Origin of the sequence: Paenibacillus sp. IHBB 3054 (assembly GCF_051594305.1) — a bacterium.
In the GTDB taxonomy this organism is placed as follows: Bacteria; Bacillota; Bacilli; order Paenibacillales; family Paenibacillaceae; genus Paenibacillus_AQ.
The window spans coordinates 1-475 of the sequence record NZ_JBOFBG010000160.1 but is presented as its reverse complement, the minus strand read 5'-3'; the positions used below and the strand labels follow the sequence as shown (position 1 = coordinate 475).

1 protein-coding gene is annotated in these 475 nt (G+C 45.1%); it reads left to right on the top strand.

Translation table 11 applies throughout. The features are described from left to right. The first annotated feature begins 55 nt into the window (after positions 1 to 55). Positions 56 to 316, top strand: a complete 261-nt coding sequence (locus ACQ76X_RS36245) for a hypothetical protein (protein WP_438498710.1) — start codon at positions 56 to 58, stop codon at positions 314 to 316. Positions 317 to 475 lie beyond the last annotated feature (159 nt).

Genomic DNA, 475 nt, shown 5'->3' with positions numbered 1-475 from the left:
ATGGTGGATTGGCGTATCCAAATACTTCAAATTGTTATTAAGAGGGGGCGGTTAAGTGAATTTAACGGTTGTCATTATTGCGATCATCCTGTGGGTCTTTTATAAGAAAGGCAGCAACGGATTACCGACCTGGCTGGTCAAAGCTTTAGGTGTATTTTTAGTAGTTATGCTGCTTCGCAATTTAAATGAGGTCTATCATTTCATATTCGATGAATCAGATGCTTGGTGGCCACTGGTGAAAGAAAATGGCGCACGCTTTAATCAGCAATTGCGAGATTTAATCCGGACCATGATGAAGGGAGGGGAAGGAACGTGAGCACTCCGGAACATTCACCGAAAGAGTCGTTTCCGCAATTCGCGAACCGCATAACGCTGACCAGCGCAGCAGGGAGTGCAACTGTACGCTTTCTTAACCTGTTCCCGGAACTGAATGATTTGGCAGGGACCGTACTGAAATATTCGCTCATACTTTGGT